The organism is Paenibacillus sp. Dod16 (genome assembly GCF_049893405.1).
GTDB lineage: Bacteria > Bacillota > Bacilli > Paenibacillales > Paenibacillaceae > Paenibacillus_AQ.
Genome location: NZ_JBNDYG010000010.1, coordinates 65,082 through 90,421 on the forward strand (window position 1 = coordinate 65,082; position 25,340 = coordinate 90,421).

The following is a 25,340-nucleotide window of genomic DNA, read 5'->3' on the forward strand; positions in this document are numbered from 1 at the left end:
AGCGCAAAGACTTCTGCCCGTAATTGCTAATAAGAGTTTAAACCAAGTTTAACTGTTATCTTTGCTGGGATGATAGACAATCGTAACTCCCAGCTGATTATATATTTCTTCGGTGTAGTGGTGATCCGGGCAATGCTTGATCGTAGCCATGTCTTCCTGCCTGGAAATCAGCTTCTGCTCGCAGTCAGGGCAACGGTCCTGAAAAAGGAATTTCAGCTTATTCAACATGGTCACCATACACCTCCTTTATTTCCGATATAAATACTTGGGTTTATTATAAATCAACAACGGGGCACATTCAATAGCAATGTGTGCCGTCACGATATTAAATTGAATTGGAGATCGATCACCTTGATAGTGCAGCTTGTAGTCATGATCTTTATAGGTATCATCGGTTCTTTTTTCTCAGGACTGCTGGGAATTGGCGGAGCGATCATTAACTTTCCCTTGCTGCTTTACGTTCCTTCCTGGTTTGGACTGGAGGCTTTTACCTCCAAGGAAGTGGCGTCCATCAGCATGCTGCAGGTATTTTTCGCCTCATTGTCAGGCATGATCACCAACCGGATGAGTTCGCGCGGCGGTGAGTCGTACTTTCACAAGCCATTGGTCATTCAGATGGGGATCAGTACCTTGGTTGGCAGTCTGATCGGGAGTCTGTCCTCGATGCTGATGACCAGCGGTACGATTAACGTGATCTACGGTTTTCTGGCGGTTATCGCCGTGTTATTGATGATTGTGCCGACCCGGGCAACCATGGAAAACAGGTCGGTTAGCGAGGTGACTTATCACTCGGGGATTGCAATGGGAGCCGCCTTTATCGTTGGCGGTATTGCGGGGATTGTCGGCGCTGGAGGCGCCTTTATCCTGATCCCCATCATGCTGACGATCCTTAAGATACCGACGCGGATCACCATCGCATCATCACTCGCGATCGTCTTTCTGTCCGCGGTCGGGGGCGTTGTCGGCAAAATCGCCTCTGGCGACATTCCGATCTGGCCGTCCTTGTTCGCGGTTGCCGGAAGCTTGATGGGTGCCCCCTTCGGCGCCATCATCAGTCGCAAGATGAATGTCCGACTGCTGCGATACGCCTTGGCACTTCTCATTGCGGTTACGGCCGTGAAGATCTGGATCGATATTTTAGGGTAAGTAAAGAAGTAGAACCTTATTCATTATAGGGAAGAGGAGGGGATCAAGCATGAGAACCAATCAGCTGGGATCTTCGGAATTGTATGTAAGCGAAATCGGGCTGGGCTGTATGTCACTGGGTACGGATGAGGGACAAGCCGTGAAGCTTATCCATGAAGCGCTGGACCGGGGCGTGAATTTTCTGGACACAGCGGATCTGTACGACGAAGGCCGTAACGAGGAACTGGTAGGCCAAGCGGTTCAAGGCCGGCGCGAGGATGTGATCATCGCTACCAAAGTCGGCAACCGTCGTGTACCGGGACAGGAAGGCTGGGTATGGGATCCTTCCAAGGAATACATCAAATCCGCCGTTAAGGACAGCCTCCGCAGATTGGGTACGGATTATATCGATCTGTATCAGCTTCATGGGGGGACGTTAGATGATCCTATTGACGAGACGATTGAAGCTTTTGAAGAGCTGAAGCGGGAAGGGTGGATTCGATACTATGGCATTTCGTCCATCCGGCCGAACGTCATCCGCGAGTATGTTGCGAAATCCAATATCGTCAGCGTCATGAGCCAGTACAGCATTCTGGACCGGCGACCGGAGGAAGCGGTGCTCGACCTGCTTGCTGAGAACGGAATATCCGTCATTGCACGGGGACCCGTTGCCCGCGGCATCTTAACGGACCGTGGACAAGCCAAAGCCGAGAAGGGCTATCTGGATTACAGCAAAAATGAGCTGCTCGCTGTACTCAAGGAGCTTGAAGAGGTTGGCGGTGACACGGATCTTTCCCATCTGGCTATTCGTTATGCTTTGGCCCATGCCGCAGTTGCCTGCACCATCCCTGGTGCAAGCTCGCTTGAACAGCTGCGGCATAACTTGGCGGCGGGAAAAAGAGAAGAGTTATCGCCGCAGGACATCCAATCGATCCAGGCGATCAGTCGTGCCAACCAATATGAGGCTCATCGGTAATGATCGGTGAAATAAGCCTGTGAATGATCCATCCCGTTAATCTTTCGGGACATGAAATATTTACGGCCTGAAGGTTTACGGATGAACCCCATCTTTGCATGTTATAATAACTGAATAAGAGCCTGACGTTAGGTGAATATAGATCATGCCCGCAATCCGCTTTAAGGATCACGGGCTTTTTTGTACCTTATATATGAATTGGCGTCAAAAGATTGGAAATGCCAAACTTTTTGAGACGATGGTTCGTTCCAAGTAACGTAAACCGCGCGGCTTATGCCATAATCGTTAATGGTGAAAGGATTCTAGAATGATTACCATTGAGCATCTATCAAAAACCTATCGCAAGGGCGCTTGGGCGCTCTTGGATGTTTCTCTACAATTGGATAAAGGTATGACGGGTCTGCTAGGCCCCAACGGCGCCGGCAAAACCACGCTGATGCGCATTCTGGCAACCTTATTGACGCCGACCTCCGGGCAGGTAAGAGTGAACGGGATATCGATTGGACGGCCGGAGGAGATCCGGCAGATGATCGGGTATTTACCCCAGCATTTTCACATTTATCCGCAGCTGACCGGCCGAGATTATCTGGATTATGTGGCCGCTATGAAAGGGATCACGGAACGGAGTGCCAGGCAGAAGGAAATCTCCAGGCTGCTCGAGATGGTGAATCTCCAGGGAAAGGCTGATAAAAAAGTTCGCACTTATTCCGGGGGAATGAAGCAGCGGTTGGGTATTGCCCAAGCATTATTGGGATCGCCTGATATCTTGATCGTTGACGAACCGACATCCGGGCTGGATCCCCAGGAGCGTGTCAGGTTCCGGAATGTGTTAACCCGCTTTAGCATCGACCGGACAGTCCTGCTATCCACCCATATCGTCGCCGATATCGAGAGCAACTGTCGTCGTATCGCGGTCATGAACAAGGGGAGGTTGGCCATGAATGGCAGCCTGACTGAACTGCAGGCTTGCGGGAAGGGACAAGTATGGGAAGCGGTGATGAGTCCGGATGAATTTGCCTTGATTGATCCCATGTCCGTCGTGTCTACCCGAACCGTCCCGGAAGGCGTTCTCTGCCGGTTTATCGGCCAAGCGCCTCCGGTTGCAGGGGCGTTTCCCGCGGATCCGACTCTGGAGGATGGGTATCTGAGCCTGCTGCGGAGGGATCGCCATGCATAAATGGTGGAGGCACAGTCTTCTTGAGCTTCGGCTTTTGTTCGGCAATCCTTTGTTTGCCTCGCTTCCGATCATCTATGCGATTCTGTTCATCATTATGATGCTGCAGGCGGCGAGCGGCAACGGGCCGAACCATAATCTGTACACGGCGGCTTATTCCTTCCACATGCTGGGTCATACGATGACCCTGGGTCCGGCTATGTTAATTGGCATCTTGTCCATTCGCCGGGATGTCCGCCGTCGATCCTTTGAATGGAATCACAGCTTGCCTGTATCTTTCTTTACCTTGTTGTCGTCGAAATATGTGGTCAGTTTGTTGTACTTTTCCCTGTTCACGTTGTCGACGTCAGTTATATTCTATATCCTGTCGGTTAGCCAAGGAATCGCCGGTCATATTGCGATGATGCATACCGTGCAATTTGCTGTGCAGTATGAGGTTTCCTACATGGTGACACTCGCGCTCGCCATGCTTCTCGGGGCAAGCATTCCGAATCGGATCGTTTATTTGATTGGTTTCTGTGCATGGATGTTCGGAACGTTTTTCATGGAAATTTATATTATCAGCGAATTAAGATGGATGCCGGCCCAAGTGTTTCACCTCAACCAATTCTTCCTTCAATCCAATCGGTTTGAATATGAGAATTGGGGGTACGACCTGTTTGGCGAAGATTTAATGAGTTCCCGGTGGTTCGTGCTTGCCTTCACTTTCCTGCTGCTAACGGTGTGTTTGTTCTTGTTAAACCGCAAACGCCCTACGATGCTGCTGAAAGCGGGATGGCTCGCGGTGCTGGGGGCTGTCGTATTGACGGCAGCTGCAGCGGTACCTTACGGCACGCTATGGGCGGAACGATATGCCCAAATTGATGCGAAGCTTGAAGACCCCACGGTTTCTTATATCGATGATCCTGAAGATGGATCCTTTTATCATGTTTCTTCTTATGATATCAAGCTGAAGCGGCTGCCAAACGATGAACTTCGCGTGATGGCAAAGCTAACGATACCCGCCTCCGAATTATCGGGCATGCGGCAGCTTCCATTAACCCTGAACCGGATGTTCAAGCTTGAGCGTGTCCAACTTCAAGGTATTGACGCTCCTTATCGCAGACAGGGAGATCGGCTATCGGTAAGGATGGTCGGCGATGCCAAGGGAGGAGACATTCAAGCCGAGCTGGAATATAGGGGCAAAGTCATGGACTTTATGGCCGGATACTCCCGTGAGGAATTTTCGGTTTACAGTGTGGGACCCGAAGTTAAACTGGATGGCTTTATCGCGTGGTATCCGCTTCCCGGTTATCAGCATGTATATTTAAAGAGTGATAACGAAGACCGTCCTCCGAAATATGTTTATTTGGGCTGGGAATTCGGCCGGATGCGTTATTCTTTCGGTGAGATGAAGCTGGAGGTGGAAGGGTATCCGGTTCCCTTGTATACGGGGATGCAGGAGCTGGAACGGAGGCCCGGCTACCAGCGGTTTGAGGATAGGGGGATCGAGCAGAACATCTCCCTGTACGGAGGTCGTTTCTGGAAGGAAATCCGCCGGAATGATCTCCCGATTACCATTGTGACAACGCCATATATGGAGAAGGCATCCGTATTGATGCTGCGGGATATGCAAAGAAAATATGACTATTTCTCCAAGTGGGTACCCGCGTTCAACAGCAACGTCGACAAGATCTTATATTTAGGTCAAGGTTTTGATTATCCCCGGGTGGACCATCGTCTGATTCTGTCCTCGAACCAGTACACATATAACTACTCAAACTTGTCGGGCGAATGGATGAACTCGATTCTGTTTGGCAACCAGGATGGGCTTAATTATTATTTTGAACATCCGGAACGTGATGTGCGCGGGAAGATCGGCAGTCTTTTCTGGTATGTGTATTATGTGGAAGAGAAAGGGCTTAGTGATAAACAGCTGAGATCCGCTTACGGAAATCTCCGGTCGGTACAGCAACTGTTGTTCAAGAATGGGGACGGCGATGATCCTCAAAACAAAATAGGGATAAGTATGGCTCAGCAAGTCAGAAGGGCGTTGGAAGAAGGCAGAGGGGATCAGGTCAAAGAGCTGCTGGTTCATTTTTACCAGCAAGGGCTGATGCTCCCGAGCACCGAACGGAATTCGTACTTAAATCCGGAGAGCCCGATTACGTACAAAGAGTGGCAGCAGAAATGGGATGCCATGTTGAATGTCAAATAATGACGACTATGCACATGCACACGGTCGGTTATAATTGAGAAATAGATATAATGGGAAGATTAGAATGCACATAGAAAGGGGGGGAAGGCATGATTTCCGATCAGCAGCTGTCCGAACGCATGGCTGCCGGCGACCAGGAAGCTTTTGAAATGCTGGTGACGAGGTACCATGGTCCGCTGCTCAGTTATACGACCCAGAGGCTGGCCGACAGGCAAAAAGCCCAGGATATCGTTCAGGAAACGTTTATCCGGCTCATTCGGCATCTGAAGCAGCACGGCACGCTGGAACATGTTCGCTCCTGGCTCTATCGCGTGGCTCTGAATATGTGCAAGGATTATTGGAAAAGTGCATCCTACAGGTCTGAAGGTCTGGCGGGTGAGGAGATGCCGGATGCATACGACCCTGCACCTGGTGCGGAAGAACTCGTGGAGAGGCAGGAAACCTCGCTCGAGATTGCAGCATCGCTGGAGAGCCTGCCCGATATACAACAGGAAGTCATATCTCTTCGATTCTTTCATGATCTGAAGCTGCAGGAAATCGCCGACCTGGTCGACCTCCCCTTAAGTACGGTGAAAACGCATTTATATAACGGCTTGAGAAAGCTGAAGAAAACATTGTCCATGGAGCATTCCGATTTGGTACCCGTTCATCCGTCCCGAAGGACGCGGGAGACGAGTCCCCAGGAACAGGTACGGAACCGCTCCAAGTCGGAAGAGCCGGATTCGCAGAGCAAAGTAAAAGAAAGTGAGGTGTATCTCCATGGATCATCCATTCGATAATGAATTGAGAAGACTCGAAGACGAGCTTCGCGGCCCGCTTAGACGCGCTGCTCTTCCATCGCCGTCACCGGATGAGACGGCGCAGCTCATTGCGTCTCTTCAGGGAGAGTTCAATCAGCTCAGGATTGAGCCCGAGTCCCCCAAGCTGGATTTTAATCCGCAGGTCGACCCGCCCTCATTAAAACAGATTCTTCGGAGCCAGATCCGATTGAATCAAAGATCCATTCTGCTCACAGCAGGGGCGGTATTCTGCATGTTGGTTCTGCTGATCGATCCGGAGTATCCATTGGATCAGTTTGCCGGATTGCCCGGCGGCATTTTTCCGTTGATTACCCCGCTGCTGCTGATTGTATCGATGCTGTTCAGCAGCCGAACCTGGGATAAAGGGATGCGGGCCGTGGAGACCCTGACCCCATACCCGCCAGCCCTTGTATTGTATACCCGCCTGCTGCTTGTGACCGGTATCGTCATTGGAATGGCCTTGCTGAGTACCCTCGCGCTCGGGCTGCGATCCATCCAGGCGGAAACCTCCCGCTTTTTATTCGGGCCCTTTATCCTGGAGTGGATGGGGATTCTGCTGGTGACGGGAGGAGCTGCGATGTATATGCTGTTTCGCAAAGGCATGGTCGTCTCACTGATCTCGGCCGTCCTGGTCTACGGCATGTGGATCGTGATTCAAGGACAAATCGTCGATCACGGCGTTTCGATGAGCGGCAAAATGATGACGGACATGGCTTTGCTTGTTATCGGAGTGATTCTGCTCGTCTCTTCCTACGGACGCAGCTTGAAGCTGAACGGAGCCTGGAGAATGGCTAATGATTAGGCTGGAAGGACTGGAACGACAGGCAGGTACGTACCGGCTTGAAATCGACAAAGCGGAGATTCAATCCGGCCTGAACCTCATCGTCGGGGCGAACGGCGCCGGAAAAACCACCCTAATCGAGCTGCTGACCACGCTGCAGGCGCCCGATGCAGGCGAGATCCTGTACAGCGGGCGCAGGGCAGGGGATCATTTGCCGCTAATCCGCAGCCAAATCGGTTATGTCCCGGCGGATATCGAGCTGTATGGAGATATGAAGGTCGGCAAGCTGCTGACCTATATGGCGGAATTAAAGGGCGTCTATAACCCGGAGGCCATTGACAGGCTGATGGCGGACTTTCGGCTGGAGTCCTTCCGCAAGAGCAAGGTCAAGAATTTGTCGCAAGGGGTGCAGCGGCGCATTGCCGTCGTGCAGGCGCTGCTGGCTTCTCCTTCTTTTCTATTCCTCGATGAGCCGTTAAACGGTATGGACGCCGAGGAACGCAAATTCCTTATCACGTACCTGACCAAGTACGCCAGGGGCCGAATGGTGATCGTGGCCGCCCACGAGCTGAACGAATGGGAAGAGGCGGCGGATACCGTAATATGGATACACCGCGGACGCATCCGGTATATCGGTTCACCGACCCAGTGGAAGCTGAATGTGGCCTCCAGCGTCTGGGAAGGCGAGATCGATCTGGAAGCCTTCGAGCGGATACCGCAGGAGCTGCTGATTCATTTTCAAATGACGGAACATCACATGAGAGTAAGGCTGATGGGGAAAAAGCAGCCGGGTCCCGAATTTGTGGAGAAGGCGCCTACGCTGGAGGATACCTTTTTCCTACATATGAACGCCTTAGCCAGACGCGGCTGAGTATAGCTTGGATCATGAAAAATCATCGCCTTCATTCGGGCGATGATTTTTGCGTTTTCATCCGTTTAAAGCCGCCTACTTGGTCGTTTTTCCGCTTTTATGCCTCCAATTATAAATCCACGAAGCAACCATGGTGGAAGGCCAAAACCATCCTTGCGTATTGTAATGGAGCTGTTCCTCTTGAAATGACATGTTGTTGTAATACGTTTCCTGATCGACCCCCTGCCTCCGGGGATCTTTCTTTAACGCTGCAATATACCGGTACTGTACGGGGATCATGATCAGGAATACGGCGACCAGAACGCTCGCAATAACCCACATCGCAGAACTCATACGTACACGCTCCTTTGGTTTATCGTATATGGAAAGCCATATTAATATACACTACGTATAAACCTCGGCATGGATTCAACTATTTACAATAACTAACGCCCGTCATGCTGACTTTATCTATCGAAAGCCAATCATCCGTTTCAGAACAGGGTAAGGAAGGGTAGGCACGGTGCGCGTATTCGCTGAACAGCGGCGTAATCGTGGTATGCATGAATGATGGAGAAGGGAGCGAGTTGAATGGGAACCGTAAGTAATCAAGGAATGGAGAAGGTGGCTCTGGTAACGGGTGCAGGCGCCGGAATCGGACGAGGGATTGCCAAGGTTCTGGCTGAAAAAGGATATCGGCTGGCGATGACCTACAATTCGAGTAAAGATGGAATATTGGACATGGCAGAGGATATTCGCCATATCTATGGCAAGACGCCTCTTATTATCCAAAGCGATTTGACCGTTCGCAGTGAAGCGGAGAATACGATACGAAAGACGATAGAGGAGTTTGGCCGGATCGATCTGTTGGTGAACAATGCGGGGATCGGCCTATATGACGAGCTCACGGAGATTGAAGAGGACGCGCTGGACATGACGGTTCATCTGGATTTTCGAGCGCCGATGCTGCTTAGCAAATATGCTGTTCGGGAGATGATCGCCCAGGGAATTCCGGGCAATATCATCTTCATCACGTCTTCACGGGGAGAGAGAGCCTATCCCAAGGACAGCATTTACGGCGGCATGAAGGCAGCGCTTATTCGTGCCGCACAATCGCTGGCGCTCGAGTGGGCTCCGCATGGCATCCGCGTAAACTGCGTGGCACCGGGAGCAACCGTTCACAAGCCGGACCAATCGGCAGAGGACGAGCCGCTTGGCAGAAAGATTCCGCTGGGACGGTTAGGCACGCCGTCGGACATCGGGGAAGCGATTGCCTGGCTCTGCTCGGATGCGGCATCCTATATTACCGGCATCAACCTCCGTATAGACGGCGGTTTAATCTTGCCGGGCATGCCGGAGGATACGTCCCCGGAAGCCGGATATGGATGGGGCAGAGTGTATAAGGAGGACAAGGAATAAGGGTACTTACGGGTGAATGAAGAAGAATTTATAATAAATATTCCGATAAATTTAGTGGGTTATCTCTCTTTTCAAACGAGAGAAAGTATGAGAGAATGGGAGAAATTATGAAATCATCATACTTTCCATATGAAGAAAAGGGAGGAAACACCCATGTCAGAAGAACGCCAATTTTCCATTGAAACCTTAGCGGTTCATGCCGGTCAGGAGCTTGATCCGACCACATTATCCCGCGCTGTCCCTCTGTATCAGACGACTTCCTACGGCTTCAAAGACAGCGAGCATGCGGCGAATCTGTTTGCGCTTAAAGAATTCGGCAACATCTACACGCGTATTATGAACCCGACCACGGATGTGTTTGAGAAGCGGATTGCAGCGCTCGAGGGCGGTGCCGGTGCACTGGCGACATCTTCCGGGCAGGCAGCCATCACCTTCTCCATTCTGAACATTGCGGGCGCAGGTGATGAAATTGTTTCTTCCTCGAGTTTGTATGGAGGTACTTATAATTTATTTTCCAATACGCTAGCGAAGCTGGGGATCAAGGTGCATTTCGTGGATTCCACGGATCCTGAGAATTTCCGCAAAGCGATCAATGACAAGACGAAGGCCGTGTTTGCCGAAACGATCGGCAATCCGCAGGGGAATGTGCTGGATGTGGAAGCCGTTGCGGCCATCGCGCACGAGAGCGGCATTCCGCTTATCGTTGACAATACTTTCCCTAGCCCGTATCTGCTGCGCCCGATTGAATATGGAGCGGATATCGTCGTTCATTCCGCGACCAAATTCATCGGCGGCCACGGGACCTCCATCGGCGGGGTCATTGTCGATAGCGGTAAATTCGATTGGACGGCTAATGACAAGTTCCCAGGATTGACACAGCCGGATCCAAGCTATCATGGTGTTGTATATACAGAGGCAGTAGGCCCGATCGCTTATATTATAAAAGCGCGCGTGCAGCTGCTGCGGGATATCGGCGCATCGCTGTCCCCGTTCAATTCCTGGCTGCTCCTGCAAGGACTGGAAACGCTGCATCTCCGGGTGGAGCGCCATAGCGAGAATGCGCTGAAAGTTGCCAAGTACTTGGAGAGTCACGAGGCGGTAGAATGGGTGAGCTATGCAGGGCTGCCGAGTCACCCTTCGTATGAGTTGGCGAAGAAGTACCTGCCGAAGGGACAAGGCGCTATCCTGACCTTCGGTATCAAAGGCGGGGCAGCGGCAGGTCAGAAGGTGATCGAGAATGTGAAGCTGTTCTCCCACTTGGCCAACGTCGGGGATTCCAAGTCGCTGATCATTCATCCGGCCAGCACGACGCATCAGCAGCTGACGGAAGACGAGCAGCTTACGGCGGGCGTCAATCCGGAATTGCTGCGTCTGTCGATCGGGACCGAGTCTATCGATGATATCCTGTACGATCTGGGTCAAGCCATCGCGGCAAGTCAGGAGTAAAGGCTGACTGATGGATTTCAAATAAACTCAGAGCACTTTCCTGTATATGGAGGAAGGTGCTCTTTTTTTTGTTGTCGCAAGGCCGCTACGGGATTGTATCAATGTTGTCGAGCCATGGATGACCTGATGGAAACTGCGTCCGCAGCGCTTGGGCAAGCCACCCTGCAGCCTGTCGATCGAGGAAGGGCAGGACCTTCCTGAAATCCATTTCGTCTTTTTCACGGATGTTCTTGCTTCCCCCTTTATACAGGAGTTGTATCTCTGGTTTTAGATAAGGAATTCCTTGGTCTGTTATTAAGGATATATCTTGGAGCGGTCTTCGGATGGACGTTTCTCTGCGATAAACCCAGCTGTCCAGTTCGAATTCCACCAGCATGATCTGGAATGAGAATGGGGCTTCTTCATTCCGGCTTACCCATACATCGCCAACCGAGTGCAAATATTCGCCTTCCTCCCAGAGGGATAAGGTTCCTTGATCCGCTTTGTACAGCGTCCATTCTTTGGCTAATGCCGCGTAAATGGCGGCCTGCTCTTCGCGCAGGATCAGGATATCGATATCGCCGTGTTCCCTGGTCTGCTCCCCCAAATATAAATCCAAAGCCCAACCTCCGGCGATATACCAACGAGCAGGGATTTCAGCAAAAATTCCAGCGGCATCCGATACGCTGATTGGTTCCCAATGGTCATAATCGGTTCTCATGTGCTACTCTCCTTTTTCCGGGATGGATTCATTCCTCCATTGTATAGGTTTTATCCAGTCCTTGAAATGAGGATAAACAGATAGAGTCAGGCATCCGCACCCTTGCGCAGTTATCCGATATAAGGAGAGCAGGGTGCTTGGTTTGTTCCGTCTTGTTATTTTTCAGCCGGTGTTTATTCCGTGGGCTGTATATTTCCAATTGTTTCATAATAATCTGTAAGGAGGCGTTTATCCAATTCAAGGTGAAAGGGAGTAGAAGGATAACCATGACGGAAAGGCAATGGGGAGCACGCAGTGAATTGGGAGAGCGTCGATTTGAAGATCAAGAGTTCATCGGAGTTGAAGAGATTGGGGCAAACGAGATTTCTCCCGAGACGGATCTGCTGAAGCATTTTGCAATGGCAGGAGGAGTCACCCATGAGGAGGTATTGCTGTTATTGGCATCGCCTGACGATATTGAAGAAGCCCTCAGGGTTTCCGGGATTCGGCATAACGGCACGGACAGACCTTCCTTGACCCGACTGCTGGGGTGGAGTGACAGGAACCGAAGACTGAAAGTCATGAGCCGATCCGCAGACCCTGAATCCATTGCACGAGATATCAGTCAAGGTGCTCAGGGAATCGGGCTGATACGCGGGGAGGATGCTGTGCAGCATGGCCTGCTGCAGGAGGTTTACACGGCGTGGTTGAATTCGCGGAGCGCAGAGAAAAGCGTCCTGTTGAGGCGGAGACTTATCATGCTGTGGATGACCTATTGGGTATCGGTGTTTCAGGCGGCGGCTGGAGCTAGGTGTGCGGTCAGCTTGCTGCACGATGCCCGGCTTTCCAACACGATGGAGTTGCGTGAAGCGCAGGATGCTCAGCTGGAGTCCTTGTTCCGGGCTATGGAGCAGTGCAGCGAGGAAGGCGTGGATTGCCAATTAGAGCTCCTGGCTGTACGTCCGGCACACGCGGATGACTTTATATCGATTCATAATTTTATCGAAGAAGTGGCAGAGCAGACCCTTATGGATCAAAGACGTTTTGTGCGTATTCGTTATGGGGCGCTTCTCAGAGAAGGGATGAATCCAGCGACGGCAGCGGAAATTGCCCGTTTGGCCGATGTGATTGTATTCGACTCGGAGGGGACGGAGAATTCCGGATCGTCGGATGAGGCAGGACACAGGGTCACGGCTTTCTCCGAGATGATCCATCGAATTAAGCGAACGAAGCCGCAATTAACGCTCCGGATCAATGGGGTGGCTACCACGGATTTGCGGATGGTTTACCGACAGGGCATTCACGAGGTGTGCTGTCAGTCCTCAGAGATTGCAGCCATTCGAATAACCGGTGCGAGGCTGGAGATGCGCCGCAGATGTTCGACGATTGTCGAGTGATGGAATGTGAGCGCTTAACAAACTAGGTGATGGATTAAAGAGAAGTCCTTGCGGAGAGAACGCAAGGGCTTTTTTTACGTATAGAGGTTCATCTTCAATAACAGGGGACGCCAATAGGTACTCTTCAGTATTTAAAAAATGTGAAAAATATGGTTTACAAATGAGGATGAAGTGAGTATGATACTTATAAAGTTGTACGAAGGAAAATAAATTGTATAAGCTCAAAAATGATTCTCATTCTCATTTAGCATGCTGCTCCGGCGAAGCCGGGGCAGCATGTGTCATTTTAAGGGTAGTAATAATGGATCTCATTCTCAACTAGGAAGGTGATTGGTTATGCAATGGATACAAAGTCAAACGACGACTGGACGCATATCGACAATAGAAAATGGAGCTGATCCTCGTGAGCCGCGGCAGCCTGGGAAGTGGGATATACGCAGTCTGCTGAGCAACGCGGAGGTCGTGGCTGCGCTGGGCAGCGGCCTGTTGATGCTGATCGCTTGGCTGACCAGCCAATGGTCTGAGCCGCTCTCCGTTGTGTTGTATGTGATATCCTATGCCGTCGGCGGATGGGTGAAAGCGAAAGAAGGTGTGGAGACCCTTCTGAAGGAGCGCGATCTGGATGTGAATCTGCTGATGATTGCTGCTGCTATGGGAGCTGCAGCGATCGGGTACTGGAATGAAGGCGCGATGCTGATCTTCATCTTTGCCCTCAGCGGCGCGCTTGAGAGTTATACCATGGAGAGAAGCCGCAAGGATATCTCGTCCTTGATGGAGCTGCAGCCGGAAACGGCCCTTCGCATTGAGAAGGGAGAGATGGTATCGGTATCCATCAACAAGCTGGAGATCGGCGATCTGATTCTGGTAAAGCCGGGCGAGCTTATTCCGGCAGACGGCAAAATTTATCGCGGCAGCTCCTCCGTCAACCAGGCTTCGATTACCGGGGAATCCGTACCGGTCGATAAGTCCGTAGGCGATGAAGTGTTCACAGGCACCTTAAACGGGGAAGGCGTATTGTACATTGAGGTTACCCAGTCGGCGGAATCCACGTTGTTTGCCAAGATTATCAAGCTGGTGGAAGAAGCGGAGAACGAAGTACCGGAATCGCAGCGGTTCATCAAGCGGTTCGAATCGATTTATGCCCGTGTCGTTGTCATTGCGACCGTGGCGCTGATTGTTCTGGCTACTCCCGTTCTGGGATGGGATTGGGATACGACCTTCTATAAAGCGATGGTGTTTCTCGTAGTTGCCTCCCCTTGTGCGCTGGTATCCTCCATCATGCCTGCGATGCTGTCGGCGATTTCCAATCGCGCCAGAAAAGGCGTATTGTTCAAGGGCGGCGCCCATATCGAGAATATGGCACGCACGGCGGTTGTCGCTTTTGATAAGACAGGTACCTTGACGCTCGGTACGCCGGTAGTTACGGATTTTATCGCTGGCGAAGGCTGGGATCGGCATGAACTGCTTGGCATCAGTGCTTCTATCGAAAGAATGTCGAAGCATCCTCTGGCCTTGGCGATTGTCCAATCGGCTGAGAAAGAGGGGGCCGCGCTGCAGCAGGTAGAGAACGGACAGTCCATAACTGGATGGGGTATGCAGGCGGAAGTGGAAGGAATCACTTGGAAAATAGGGAAAAGCGATATTTTGGATCATCCGACTATTGATCAGCATTCCGGTGCAGCTTCCGCGCAAAAGGAGTTGAGCGCGCTTGAAGAGAATCGCCAGCACTGGCTGTCCATCCGGAACATGCTGGAATCCGAAGGCAAGACGGTTTCCGTTATTCTGAAGGGAGACCGTATCGCGGGCATGATCGCTCTGCAGGATGCGGTCCGGCCTCAAGCGGCAATGGCCGTTAAACGGCTGCAGCAGCTGGGCATCAAGGTAGCGATGCTGACGGGGGACCGCAAGGCGACGGCCGACGTGATTGCGAAGCAGAGCGGCGTAGACATGGTGTTCTCCGATTTGCTGCCGGAAGATAAAGTTACACATATTAAGGAGCTTCGGGCCCGTTACGGCCATGTGGTCATGGTTGGGGACGGAGTGAACGATGCACCGGCACTGGCTACTGCGACCGTCGGCATCGGCATGGGCGTTTCGGGAAGCGGAACGGCGCTGGAGGTAGCGGATGCGGTGCTTATGAATGACAATATCGATGAAATTGCCGGCACCGTCAAGGTTGCACGCCGGGTTCAGCGTATCGTGAAGCAAAATATGATCTTTGCCATCACCGTGATTTTGACGCTGATTGCAGCCAATTTCATTCAAGGCGTGGCGCTGCCGCTGGGCGTCATCGGTCACGAAGGAAGCACCATTCTGGTTATACTGAACGGGCTTCGTCTGCTGCGCACTAACCGTTAATCGAATCTGTATCTTGTGTTAAAAGTCCCCTTCTTTTCATTCGTGAGAAGAAGGGGATTCTTGTTTGTTGGCTCTCAATGGCCGTGGACGATCTCGATTTCTCCCAAGCTCTTCGCTGCTAGGCTCGACATGCAAGGACTCGCTGCCAAGGGTTGTCCTTTTTTTCATCAAACATTCATCTTCCTTTCGTTAAAAGAGCGGGGGAGTCTTGTGGTGCCCTTAAATTCATATAACCCTCTCTCCGCGTACGATTGTTTGCGAAGTAAACGCTTCCGGGCCCAAAAGATCGCCGCCTTCTTGGGAGAAAGAAGTTCAGTTCCCCAAAATATTGGATTACATTTCGAATTATGAAGAATGGATTAACAATATTTTCGGAGGGGGTGTGATGTGACATATTGACAGACGGCTGCGATATAACCATAATTAATATTAATTTATAATGATTATAATTAAGCGTTCCATATATAGGAGGGAAACGATATGTACAAATCCGTTATTATAGGCACAGGCCCTGCCGGCCTTACGGCTGCAATCTATCTGGCTCGCGCAAACCTGAGCCCGCTCGTCATTGAAGGTCCGCAACCTGGCGGACAGCTGACCACCACAACCGAAGTTGAGAATTTTCCGGGCTTTCCCGAAGGCATCATGGGTCCTGAGCTGATGGACAATATGCGTCAGCAGGCTGAACGTTTTGGCGCAGAATTTCGTACAGGCTGGGTGAACAGCGTGGAATTCGGAGAGCGTCCGTTCAAGCTGGACGTAGACGGTATGGGTGAGGTAGTTGCCGAAACGTTGATTATCTCTACGGGCGCAACGGCCAAATATCTCGGCATTCCTGGAGAACAGGATAATGTAGGACGCGGTGTAAGTACCTGCGCAACATGCGACGGATTCTTCTTCCGCGGAAAAGAGATCGTTGTTGTCGGCGGCGGCGATTCCGCGCTGGAGGAAGCGAACTTCCTGACCCGCTTTGCATCCAAAGTAACACTGGTACACCGTCGGGAGGAGCTTCGTGCATCGAAAATCATGCAGGACCGCGCCCGCGCTAACGAGAAAATCGAATGGGCCCTGAACCGCACGCCGCAGGAAGTCATCGCGGACGAGACAGGCGTCAAAGGGATCAAAGTACTCAATAATGAAACTGGCGAAGAGGAGACGATTACAGTCAGCGGCGTATTCGTGGCGATCGGTCATCATCCGAACACTGGTTTCCTCGGCGGAAACATTACAACGGATCCGAACGGTTATATCGTAACGACCCCGGGAACATCCGAGACGAATATCCAAGGGGTATTTGCTTGCGGCGACGTGCAGGATACCCGTTACAGACAAGCGATCACCGCGGCAGGAAGCGGCTGTATGGCAGCTATGGATGCGGAGAAATATATCGAGAGCTTGGAACACAACGCTGTTGTGTTGTAAACTGATAGATAGAGATCGAACGGGCTTTAATCAGAGCCTAATCATGAGTAGAGGAGACTGATCAACCATGGAAAATGTGATTGTATATACTTCGAACAACTGCCCGCACTGCAAACAAGTAAAAGGCTTCTTGTCCGATCAAGGCATCGAATTTGAAGAGCGCAACATCGAGCAAAACGACGAATTCGCGCAGCAAGTATGGGATATGGGCGTTCGCGCAGTACCGCTCACGATCATCGGCGAGCACCGCATTCTTGGCATGAATAAGCTCCAGTTCAACAAAGCGTTGAACCCCGAAGCGTAATCTAATCAGCATTCTGGCAAGCCTATTGCTTGCTTATGATAAAAAGCTCCTTCCCCGATTTCCGGGAAGGAGCTTTTTTTTGTTGCCGAGATATGCTGCTAACGTTCGCTCAGATCGTGTTCACTTGCCAAAAAACAGAGTCATGATGATCTGGAATACGACGTAAGATGCCACGCCGGAGCCGAGGAGAATGAAGCCGGCTTTTTTCTTGCCTTGAAAAAAACGCATGATGGCGAGACTGAACAAAGGTGCGATAACTAGGAGAAACAGCAATACGGTCACAAACATTTCCGGCGATATTTCCGCAGTGCTTACATAGGTCATTTGAGCGTTTCCTCTCCCTTTAGTATAACGATCACACGGCATCTCCACGAGGAGAAGCGTGATTTAAATTGCAGGACGAGATTAATTATAGCGGAAAATCGCGGGATTTTCCTTAATATGCAGGGTGTTAATTACGACAAAATATCGTCAATTTTAATGAATCGGCATGGAGACTCGCACTGGCCCCAGAAACTGCGAGATGGCGGAGTAAGCCGCGCCGATCAGGGTGGAGCGGCTGCCCAGCTCGGCAAACCGAATCTCCATCAGCTCACGGTGGTAAGGAAGCGTGCGCTGGGCAACGACCTGTCGCAGCGTATCCTCAATCCAAGCCCGTGCGTCGGACAGCGGACCGCCGATAATGACCGATTGCGGATTGAATCCGTTGACAAGATTGGTAATGCCGATACCGAGATAACGTCCAAGCTCTTCAAAATGCCGGATAGTCTCCTCATGGCCTCGCTCTGCATGGTGAATCAGCTCGGATGTCCGCCTGGACGGGAGAGCGGCGCCTTTGCTGTCGTAGGATTTCTCCGAGGCATACAGCTCCCAGCAGCCGCGGTTGCCGCAGGTGCATTCCAGTCCATCGGCATCGATGGACATATGGCCGCTCTCGCCAGCGTATCCGCGGGCCCCCTTATAGAGCTCGCCATTGATGATGATGCCGGAGCCGATACCGCTGCCGGCACTGATATAGAGGAGATGGCGGGCGTCCCGGCCAGCTCCGAAGCGCAGCTCGCCCTGGGCACCCGCGTTTGCTTCATTGTCGATGGTTACGGGAAGTCCGAGCTCGTCCTCTAGCTGCTTCTGCAGAGGCACCATATCCCATCCCAGGTTGGGAGCGAAGAGGACGGTGCCGTCACCGTCCACCATTCCAGGGACGCCTACGCCGATCCCGATGATCCCGTACGGGGAGGGAGGGGTCTGCCGCATCAGGCCATGAATCAGACCAACCATCAGCCGCGTCACCGATTCCACGTCATGCCCTACAAGGGCGGTATCTTCTTCGGCAAGGATCTTGCCTTCCAGATCTGTAAGCACGGCGGTCATTTGCTTGACGCGCAGCTCAACGCCGACGGCATAACCGGCTTGTCCGTTAAACAGCAGCAGCTGCGGCTTCCTGCCGCCGCTGGATTCGCCGGGTCCGATCTCCTGGACCAGGTGGTTGCTGCACAGCTCCTGCACGAGATTGGAGACGGTAGCCTTGTTCAGTCCGGTTAGCTTGGAGACTTTCGCTCGGGAGACAGGGGCGTGCTGACGTATCGTATCGAGGATAATCGAAGTATTTATTTTTTTGACCAGAGCCTGGTCACCGGTAATATTCGCCATGTGTATTCATCCTTTTAGTCTTGCTTCCTGATCATGATAAGTTTTGGAGACTTGATATGCTCATAGTCTAGGGGCAAAGTCCGGAAATTGCAACAGCCCGTAACGCTGCCCGGGTGCGCGTTAATCTTTTGTTCGGTGGTTTCCATCGCCATAACATTTAAATATGAAATTGCAGGAATTCTAGGCAGTGAGCTAAACAGAGATGTGTTGATCTTTTGTAGAATTAGTCCTAAAAGCAGGTGTCACCGGATTTGAAAAAGTTGTAAAGCAATAACTTTGTTTAACCAATAGACAAAGTAGAAATCCTGTGTTAGGATAACCTTGTAAGCGTTAACCACACCTTAACAAGGTATAGGAGGATTTATTCATGGCCTATTTTAACAACATTAGCAAAGTCGAGTACGAAGGCAGCCAATCAACCAACCCTTATGCTTTTAAATTTTATAATCCGACAGAAGTAGTAGCCGGCAAAACGATGGAAGAGCATCTCCGTTTCGCCATGGCTTACTGGCATACATTGACTGCAGGCGGTTCGGATCCGTTCGGCGCTGACACTGCGGTTCGCCCTTGGGGCAACTACTCCGGCATGGACCTCGCCAAAGCACGCGTTGAGGCAGGCTTTGAGTTCATGGAGAAAATGAATCTTCCGTATTTCTGCTTCCACGATGTGGACATTGCGCCTGAGGGCAGCAGCCTGCGCGAGTTCTACAGCAACATCGATACGATCGTGGATTCGATTGAAGACCACATGAAATCCACTGGCAAGAAATTGCTCTGGAACACGGCGAACATGTTCACGAACCCACGCTTCATGCATGGTGCGGGCACTACATGCAACGCGGACGTATACGCTCATGCGGCAGCCCAAGTGAAGAAAGGCCTTGAAGTCGGCAAACGCCTCGGCGCAGAGAACTACGTGTTCTGGGGAGGCCGCGAAGGTTATGAGACCCTGCTCAACACGGATATGGGCCTTGAACTGGATAACCTGGCACGCCTGTTCCATATGGCGGTTGATTATGCGAAGGAAATCGGCTTTGACGCCCAATTCCTGATCGAGCCTAAACCGAAGGAGCCAACCAAGCACCAATATGACTTTGATGCGGCTACAACAATTGCATTCCTGCAGAAGTACGGCCTCGACAAGCACTTTAAACTGAACCTCGAAGCCAACCATGCCACGCTCGCCGGTCATACCTTTGAACACGAGCTTCGCGTAGCACGCATCAACGGCATGCTCGGTTCCCTCGATGCGAACCAAGGCGATATGCTCATCGGATGGGATACGGACGAATTCCCGGTTAACATCTACGATGCGACATTGACGCTGTACGAAGTGCTGATGAACGGCGGTCTCGGCCGCGGCGGCGTGAACTTCGATGCGAAGGTTCGCCGCCCGTCCTTCGAGCCGGAAGATTTGTTCCATGCGCACATTGCGGGTATGGACACTTACGCAAAAGGCTTGAAAGTGGCAGCGAAGCTGATCGAAGACCGCGTATTCGAGGACTTCATCGCGAAGCGCTACAGCAGCTTTAACGAAGGCATCGGCGCAGACGTCGTATCCGGCAAGGCTACACTGGCTTCCCTTGCAGAGTACGCCCTGAACAACGAGTCCCCGCGCAAGAACGAATCCGGACGTCAAGAAATGCTGAAAGCGATTCTGAATCAGTACATTCTTGCAAATTAATCGATACTCTCTTTAGCGCTTGTACCATGAAATCCAAACCTTCACCGGCTCCCTCCAGGGAAGCCGGTGTACTTATTTCAATCAGGAAACTATAGCGAGCTATGGTCGACAGCCATCCAAGCATACCTCGGATCACGCATCGTGCGCCGGGGGAAGTGCCAACGATGTTTTCATGTTCGGTTCATGAGGAGACGAAGGAGGATATAGATGAGTTACGTTATCGGAGTTGATTTGGGGACCAGTGCTGTGAAGACCGTGCTGGTGGACCCAAGCGGCAAGGTTGTCGCCGAGCATTCGGAGTCGTATCCGCTGAGCCAGCCGAAGCCGGGTTACAGCGAGCAGCGACCGGAGGATTGGGTCGACAAAACGGTATTGTCGTTACGGGAATTAATGAGCAGAAACAACATTGACCCATCCGAGGTTGAGGGGTTAAGTTTCTCCGGCCAGATGCATGGTCTTGTCTTGGTAGACGGTGAGGGTGCAGTGCTGCGGCCGGCCATCCTATGGAATGACACGCGCACAACGGTGCAATGCCGTCGAATCGAGGAGACTCTGCAGGAGAAGCTGCTAGGGATTGCACGCAATCGCGCGCTGGAAGGGTTCACTCTACCCAAGATTCTATGGGTGCAGGAGTTTGAACCGGAGCTGCTCGAACAGGCTGCCTTGTTCCTGCTGCCTAAGGATTATGTGCGTTTCCGCCTGACCGGGCAATACGCAATGGACTATTCCGATGCAGCCGGAACGCTGCTGCTGGATGTGGCGGGCAAGTCTTGGAGCATCGACATTTTGGATGCCTTCCAGCTGCCGCACACCCTATGCCCGCCGCTGGTCGAATCCTTCGATCAGTGCGGCACCTTGCTCCCTGAGATCGCCGAGCAAGCCGCTCTGCTGCCAAATACGAAGGTATTTGCTGGCGGTGCGGACAACGCCTGCGGCGCCATCGGCGCAGGTATTCTCGAAGAAGGGCAGACGATGTGCAGCATTGGTACATCGGGCGTGGTACTCTCCTATGAGGAGCGTCGCGAGGTGGATTTTGAAGGCAAGGTCCATTTCTTTAATCATGGCGAGAAAGATGCTTACTATATCATGGGCGTGACCCTGGCTGCGGGATACAGCCTGACCTGGTTCAAGGATACCTTTGCGCCGGATGTCTCCTTTGACGCGCTGTTAAGCGATATCGGAAGCATCCCGGTTGGCAGCGGAGGTCTGCTGTTCACGCCGTATATCGTTGGTGAACGCACGCCGCATCCGGATGCTACCATTCGCGGCAGTTTTATCGGAATGGACGCGGGACATAAGCTGCCTCACTTTGCACGTTCGGTACTCGAGGGAATCACGTTCTCTCTCCGTGAATCCATCGATATCCTTCGCTCATCCGGCAAGCGGATCGACCGCGTCATTTCCATCGGGGGCGGCGCCAAGAACGAAACGTGGCTGCAAATGCAGGCGGACGTGTTCAACGCTGAAATCGTGAAGCTGGAAAGTGAACAGGGCCCGGCTATGGGCGCGGCGATGCTCGCAGCCTACGGCTGCGGCTGGTTCCCTAGCCTTCAGGACTGCGCCAAGGCGTTTTTGCGGCAGGCACGCTCGTATTCTCCCAATCCGCAGGCAGTTCAAGCTTATGACCAATTGTTTGGACTCTATCAAAGCGTATATGGAGCAACGCGTGAACTAGGCGCTGAGCTGTCCGAATTCCGGGGATAACCCTATAGAAGAGCAGGTCGGGAATACAGGTTTCCCGGCCTGCTTTTTTGCGTGAACGCGGTGGACCGCATATACTTGAAGCAGGTTGAAATTGCAGCCATGCGATTTAGGAACGTGCCGGAAGTGTAAATAGAAATGGGGGGAAGACAATGAAACTGACACCTGAGCTCAAACGCGAGAAAATCGTTGCCATCGTGCGGGGCATTACGAGAGAACAGGCCGACTTCGTAGGAGAAGGGTTGACCCAAGGCGGAATTCGGTTCATGGAAGTGACGATGAATACGAAAGGCGCTTTACATATGATCCAGGATTGGCGTACTCGGTATGATGGCGCTGTATATATAGGCGCGGGAACCGTGCTTGATGTGGAGATGGCGAAGGAAGCGGTCTCCGCTGGAGCTCAATTTCTGATCTCGCCAAACACGGATCTTTCCGTTATCGAATATGCTTTGGAGCAAGGAATTGATGTATGGCCTGGGGCGATGACGCCTACGGAGATCGTTGCGGCGTACGCAGCCGGTGCCGAGATCGTGAAGCTGTTTCCCATGGCGAGCCTGGGCTTGTCATTTATCCGGGAGCTTCAGGGCCCGCTGAATCACATTCCGCTGCTTGCCACGGGCGGTGTTACGCTGGATAATCTTGCGGATTATTTTAATGCAGGTGCAGTTGCGGTTGGTTTAGGCAGCGCGCTGCTTCCGAAGGATGCGCTCGCGTCCGGAAATATGGAGGAGATCAGGCGTCGTACCGCGGCTTTTGTTGAAGCTGCGCGGCTTGGCTAGCGTGCGTTCAATAGGGTATTCCCAATCGTAAGAAGCCGGATCGAAATAGTTACACTTTGTTCATCCTTAATCATGTTGGTTATGTTTTGGAAGCTTACTACATAAGGAATATATAGACAAGTTATGGTATTATTTAGGTAGCTTGGTTATGTCATTGCTGCCGTGTACAGTCACTTGTTAAGGATATCATCATGTGTATGTAAGGCATGGTTAGGTTCAAGTTATGGAAGGGAGCGAATCAAGTGAATCCATCGGGTAAGAAGAAGGTAAGGGTAAAAAAGACCGTGTGTGCGGTTACGGCTACAGCTATGTTATGTTTGGCGCAGCCGGTATGGGGAGATAATTCCGTTCCGGGCAGCGGAGTCGCTGTATCTGAAACGGTAACTGCCGTGACTAGCAGCGATAACACCGGTTCGGAAGGTGTAACGGATAACGAAATACCGAAGGGTGCAAAAATTTCGTCCAAGCAGGCGGAAGAGATCATCAAGAAGGCTTTCCCGGAGCTAAAAAACGTGAAAGTATCGAATGTGCAGTTCTTGGAGAATGATGGCATGAGATCGAGCGCACTTGCTTGGGATCTGCAAATGGAATTGACCAAAGGGAACACAAGCTCCGGCTTCAATGCCCAGGTCAATGCGGTCACGGGTGAACTTATTAACATTTATATCCCTCGTTCCTTGTTGAACCAAGGTAGCGACAAACCGGTGATAACCCGTGAAGCAGCCAAGGAAAAGGCGCTGAAATGGATCGGCGGCCATGTATCGGATCTGAAGGCCAGCGAGCTTAAGGAGAATGAGGCTTATCTCGGGATGCAGACGGCGCTGTTCAGTCCGCCGCGGTTTGATTTTTATTTCCAGACCTCGGTGAACGGAATTGAATCGGATGTAAACAGCATTTCGATCACGCTGGACGGACAGGGCAATACCATTAACTATTCCCGCAATCAAGTCAATGAAGAGTTTCCTTCATCCACACCGAAATTGAATGAGGCCTCCATTCGTAAATTGTTTGAGGATCAGTTCCAGGTCTCCTTGGCTTATGTACCTGATCATTTATATAACAACGCCAAAGGCAATTATTTCTTAGGTTACATACCTAATGATCAATCAGCGAATTCAATGGATGCCAATACAGGCAAGTTCATTAGTTTTACTGGGGAAGAAAGTGAGTTTACCTCGATTGAGAACGGCACGATTCCGGCGTCCAAAGAGATCTTCAAGCCAATCACGGCTCCATTCGCTGGCGGAGAGGCAGCAGCCAGATGGGTAGAATCGCAGATCAAACTCCCGTCCGGCTTGAAGACAGAATCCAAGTCGCTGGGTACCAGATGGAACAATAATGAGATCAAGACGTGGAATATAAGATGGGGCGAGAACCATCTTTCCGCCATGGGCGGAGGGGAGATGGTATCCGCAGAGGTGGACGCCAAGACCGGACAAATCTACTCCTACAACCGATATCGTTTTGACCGGACCGGTGCTCCGGAAGTGAAGAGCCCGATTTCGAAGCAGGCTGCGCAGGATCTCGCCTTCGAGACGGTAAGCAGGCTGGTGCCGAATGCTGCCGAGGAATGGAAGCTGACATCCGTTGATAAAATGGGCAAAGACACTAAAACCCTTAACTATCAATTTTCATTTCAGCGCTATATCGGTGATATTCGCGTCATGGGCGATTCCCTGAACCTCACGATTGAGGCCGACGGGCAAATCCAGGGCTTTAGTGTGAATTCCGAAGCTGTCCTGTCCAAGCTGCCAACGGATGCAAAGCCGGCCGTCAGTGCTGAGCAGGCAAGAGCTAAGTATCTGGAAGAGATTGAGCTGAAGCTGAAATACGGTTACTATGGCGGTTACGCAACGAACGGTAATGAGATTATGAAGCCTTTCATTAAGCTGATTTATTATCCGACACACAAAAAGGCGGTTTATGGGGGCATTGCGGTACCGCTTGATGCCAAGAACGGAGAATGGCGCGATATTACGCCTGATATGAGCCGCAAGGATATTCCGTCGGTTACCGATGCGGCGGGGCATGATGCGGAAGCGGCGCTCAAGGAGCTGGTGAAATATCGGGTGTTGGTTCCGGACAAGGACGGAAAGGTATACCCGGATCGCCAAATTACCCTTGGCGAATGGTATCAGCTGGTGGCGGCTTCGGTGAGTCCGTCCTACGAGCAGGTGTATGGAAGATCTACCATGGATCCATACGCGGGTTTGCAGCCGGATCATCCGTATTATCAGGCCATTCAGGTGCTGATCGGACAGAACTGGATTCCTTATGATCCGGACAGCCCGCTGCAGCTGGACCGCAAGCTGACAAGGGATGAATTGGCAAGCTCGCTGACCCGTATTCTGAATTACGAGAAGCTGTCCAAAGCCTTTATCCTGCCAACCGATGTGCAGGGAATATCGGATGCCGACGCCATAACTAACAAAGGCGCAGCCCTGATCGCGCTCAAGCTGGGGCTTCTCCCGGCGGTCGATGGCAAGTTCTTGCCGGAGCGTGAGGTGACGCGAGCGGAAGCTGCGGAGGTACTGGTCCGCATGTCGAAGCTGGCGGGACGCAGCGATTCTTTCCTGTCCTCATTTTATTGGTAGC

At 51.8% G+C, this 25,340-nt stretch carries 22 protein-coding genes; 17 read left to right on the forward strand and 5 right to left on the reverse strand.

Features of this window, described 5'->3' with window-relative positions; translation table 11 throughout:
* Positions 1 to 48 precede the first annotated feature (48 nt).
* Complete coding sequence (locus ACPV3A_RS10370; protein ID WP_071219655.1) at positions 49 to 228, reverse strand: hypothetical protein; 180 nt, start codon at positions 226 to 228, stop codon at positions 49 to 51.
* A gap of 123 nt (positions 229 to 351) precedes the next feature.
* Between ACPV3A_RS10370 and ACPV3A_RS10375 the strand changes: the two genes are divergently transcribed.
* The 7 genes from ACPV3A_RS10375 (at position 352) to ACPV3A_RS10405 (ending at position 7,924) form a co-directional block, all read left to right on the forward strand.
* Entirely contained in the window at positions 352 to 1,146 is a 795-nt protein-coding gene (locus ACPV3A_RS10375) for a sulfite exporter TauE/SafE family protein (protein ID WP_194544620.1), read from the forward strand.
* A gap of 49 nt (positions 1,147 to 1,195) precedes the next feature.
* On the forward strand, positions 1,196 to 2,101 hold the full coding sequence (locus ACPV3A_RS10380; RefSeq protein WP_194544619.1) for an aldo/keto reductase: 906 nt from the start codon (positions 1,196 to 1,198) through the stop codon (positions 2,099 to 2,101).
* Positions 2,102 to 2,408: 307 nt separating this feature from the next.
* Positions 2,409 to 3,278 (forward strand): ABC transporter ATP-binding protein, encoded by an 870-nt coding sequence (locus ACPV3A_RS10385; protein WP_194544618.1) that lies wholly within the window; start codon positions 2,409 to 2,411, stop codon positions 3,276 to 3,278.
* Positions 3,271 to 5,472, forward strand: a complete 2,202-nt coding sequence (locus ACPV3A_RS10390) for an ABC transporter permease (protein WP_426199436.1) — start codon at positions 3,271 to 3,273, stop codon at positions 5,470 to 5,472. Before ACPV3A_RS10385 ends, ACPV3A_RS10390 begins: the two co-directional genes overlap by 8 nt.
* A gap of 89 nt (positions 5,473 to 5,561) precedes the next feature.
* Positions 5,562 to 6,251 (forward strand): RNA polymerase sigma factor, encoded by a 690-nt coding sequence (locus ACPV3A_RS10395; protein ID WP_113059518.1) that lies wholly within the window; start codon positions 5,562 to 5,564, stop codon positions 6,249 to 6,251.
* On the forward strand, positions 6,232 to 7,074 hold the full coding sequence (locus tag ACPV3A_RS10400) for a hypothetical protein (RefSeq protein ID WP_071219647.1): 843 nt from the start codon (positions 6,232 to 6,234) through the stop codon (positions 7,072 to 7,074). Before ACPV3A_RS10395 ends, ACPV3A_RS10400 begins: the two co-directional genes overlap by 20 nt.
* On the forward strand, positions 7,067 to 7,924 hold the full coding sequence (locus tag ACPV3A_RS10405) for an ATP-binding cassette domain-containing protein (RefSeq protein ID WP_426199439.1): 858 nt from the start codon (positions 7,067 to 7,069) through the stop codon (positions 7,922 to 7,924). The genes ACPV3A_RS10400 and ACPV3A_RS10405 overlap by 8 nt, the downstream gene beginning before the upstream one ends.
* 75 nt (positions 7,925 to 7,999) lie before the next feature.
* Here ACPV3A_RS10405 and ACPV3A_RS10410 read toward each other — a convergent pair whose 3' ends face one another.
* Positions 8,000 to 8,257, reverse strand: coding sequence for a DUF3949 domain-containing protein (locus ACPV3A_RS10410; RefSeq protein ID WP_426199441.1), 258 nt, complete (start codon positions 8,255 to 8,257; stop codon positions 8,000 to 8,002).
* A gap of 237 nt (positions 8,258 to 8,494) precedes the next feature.
* On the opposite strand from ACPV3A_RS10410, the gene ACPV3A_RS10415 reads away from it, so the two are divergent.
* On the forward strand, positions 8,495 to 9,322 hold the full coding sequence (locus tag ACPV3A_RS10415) for an SDR family NAD(P)-dependent oxidoreductase (RefSeq protein WP_194544615.1): 828 nt from the start codon (positions 8,495 to 8,497) through the stop codon (positions 9,320 to 9,322).
* Positions 9,323 to 9,475: 153 nt separating this feature from the next.
* A complete protein-coding gene (locus ACPV3A_RS10420) occupies positions 9,476 to 10,768 on the forward strand; it encodes a homocysteine synthase (protein WP_216534086.1) in 1,293 nt (430 codons plus the stop codon).
* 85 nt (positions 10,769 to 10,853) lie between these two features.
* Here the strand turns inward: ACPV3A_RS10420 and ACPV3A_RS10425 are convergent, their stop codons facing one another.
* Positions 10,854 to 11,468, reverse strand: coding sequence for a nucleotidyltransferase domain-containing protein (locus tag ACPV3A_RS10425; protein WP_426199444.1), 615 nt, complete (start codon positions 11,466 to 11,468; stop codon positions 10,854 to 10,856).
* Positions 11,469 to 11,734: 266 nt separating this feature from the next.
* On the opposite strand from ACPV3A_RS10425, the gene ACPV3A_RS10430 reads away from it, so the two are divergent.
* From ACPV3A_RS10430 to ACPV3A_RS10445, 4 genes are all read left to right on the forward strand, one after another.
* Positions 11,735 to 12,844 carry a PEP-utilizing enzyme, TIM barrel domain protein gene (locus ACPV3A_RS10430; protein WP_194544612.1) on the forward strand — a complete coding sequence of 370 codons (1,110 nt, stop codon included), beginning with the start codon at positions 11,735 to 11,737 and terminating at the stop codon, positions 12,842 to 12,844.
* Positions 12,845 to 13,180: 336 nt separating this feature from the next.
* A complete protein-coding gene (locus ACPV3A_RS10435; RefSeq protein WP_339219902.1) occupies positions 13,181 to 15,202 on the forward strand; it encodes a heavy metal translocating P-type ATPase in 2,022 nt (673 codons plus the stop codon).
* Positions 15,203 to 15,682: 480 nt separating this feature from the next.
* Positions 15,683 to 16,624, forward strand: coding sequence for a thioredoxin-disulfide reductase (gene trxB, locus ACPV3A_RS10440; RefSeq protein ID WP_071219637.1), 942 nt, complete (start codon positions 15,683 to 15,685; stop codon positions 16,622 to 16,624).
* A 67-nt stretch (positions 16,625 to 16,691) separates the two neighbouring features.
* Complete coding sequence (locus ACPV3A_RS10445; RefSeq protein WP_006212730.1) at positions 16,692 to 16,928, forward strand: glutaredoxin family protein; 237 nt, start codon at positions 16,692 to 16,694, stop codon at positions 16,926 to 16,928.
* A gap of 120 nt (positions 16,929 to 17,048) precedes the next feature.
* Here ACPV3A_RS10445 and ACPV3A_RS10450 read toward each other — a convergent pair whose 3' ends face one another.
* Both ACPV3A_RS10450 and ACPV3A_RS10455 read right to left on the reverse strand, forming a co-directional pair.
* Entirely contained in the window at positions 17,049 to 17,252 is a 204-nt protein-coding gene (locus ACPV3A_RS10450) for a hypothetical protein (protein WP_426199447.1), read from the reverse strand.
* 153 nt (positions 17,253 to 17,405) lie between these two features.
* Positions 17,406 to 18,578 carry an ROK family protein gene (locus ACPV3A_RS10455; protein WP_194544609.1) on the reverse strand — a complete coding sequence of 391 codons (1,173 nt, stop codon included), beginning with the start codon at positions 18,576 to 18,578 and terminating at the stop codon, positions 17,406 to 17,408.
* 367 nt (positions 18,579 to 18,945) lie between these two features.
* On the opposite strand from ACPV3A_RS10455, the gene xylA reads away from it, so the two are divergent.
* The 4 genes from xylA (at position 18,946) to ACPV3A_RS10475 (ending at position 25,339) form a co-directional block, all read left to right on the forward strand.
* Positions 18,946 to 20,262 carry a xylose isomerase gene (gene xylA, locus ACPV3A_RS10460; RefSeq protein ID WP_071219634.1) on the forward strand — a complete coding sequence of 439 codons (1,317 nt, stop codon included), beginning with the start codon at positions 18,946 to 18,948 and terminating at the stop codon, positions 20,260 to 20,262.
* Positions 20,263 to 20,469: 207 nt separating this feature from the next.
* Positions 20,470 to 21,966, forward strand: coding sequence for a xylulokinase (gene xylB, locus ACPV3A_RS10465; RefSeq protein WP_426199449.1), 1,497 nt, complete (start codon positions 20,470 to 20,472; stop codon positions 21,964 to 21,966).
* 149 nt (positions 21,967 to 22,115) lie between these two features.
* Complete coding sequence (locus ACPV3A_RS10470; protein ID WP_426199451.1) at positions 22,116 to 22,745, forward strand: bifunctional 4-hydroxy-2-oxoglutarate aldolase/2-dehydro-3-deoxy-phosphogluconate aldolase; 630 nt, start codon at positions 22,116 to 22,118, stop codon at positions 22,743 to 22,745.
* A 242-nt stretch (positions 22,746 to 22,987) separates the two neighbouring features.
* Complete coding sequence (locus tag ACPV3A_RS10475; protein WP_426199454.1) at positions 22,988 to 25,339, forward strand: YcdB/YcdC domain-containing protein; 2,352 nt, start codon at positions 22,988 to 22,990, stop codon at positions 25,337 to 25,339.
* Position 25,340: the final 1 nt, after the last annotated feature.